Annotated in this window: 1 protein-coding gene; it reads left to right on the forward strand. The window is 36.1% G+C overall.

Annotated elements, in window-relative coordinates:
- Positions 1-174: 174 nt before the first annotated feature.
- Positions 175-324, forward strand: coding sequence for a hypothetical protein (locus C495_RS17905; protein WP_019444655.1), 150 nt, complete (start codon positions 175-177; stop codon positions 322-324).
- Positions 325-462 lie beyond the last annotated feature (138 nt).

Here is a 462-nt window from a genome sequence, read left to right on the forward strand (position 1 = left end):
ATGGCAAGAAAACTGAAAATCATGGAAAATGAGAAACATCTACTTGACGACTTGAAAAATGACGAAATCACTAAAAAACGTGAAAAATGAGAAATGCACACTGAAGGACCTGGAATATGGCGAGAAAACTGAAAATCACGGAAAATGAGAAATACACACTTTAGGACGTGAAATATGGCGAGGAAAACTGAAAAAGGTGGAAAATTTAGAAATGTCCACTGTAGGACGTGGAATATGGCAAGAAAACTGAAAATCATGGAAAATGAGAAACATCCACTTGACGACTTGAAAAATGACGAAATCACTAAAAAACGTGAAAAATGAGAAATGCACACTGAAGGACCTGGAATATGGCGAGAAAACTGAAAATTACGGAAAATGAGAAATACACACTTTAGGACGTGAAATATGTCGAGGAAAACTGAAAAAGGTGGAAAATTTAGAAATGTCCACTGTAGGACG

The sequence above is a fragment of the Natronorubrum sulfidifaciens JCM 14089 genome, from assembly GCF_000337735.1.
Taxonomy (GTDB): Archaea; Halobacteriota; Halobacteria; order Halobacteriales; family Natrialbaceae; genus Natronorubrum; species Natronorubrum sulfidifaciens.

Bases quoted from the DNA above. Each gene is read 5' to 3' on its own strand.
- C495_RS17905 (WP_019444655.1), top strand. From the start codon at position 175: ATGGCGAGGAAAACTGAAAAAGGTGGAAAATTTAGAAATGTCCACTGT.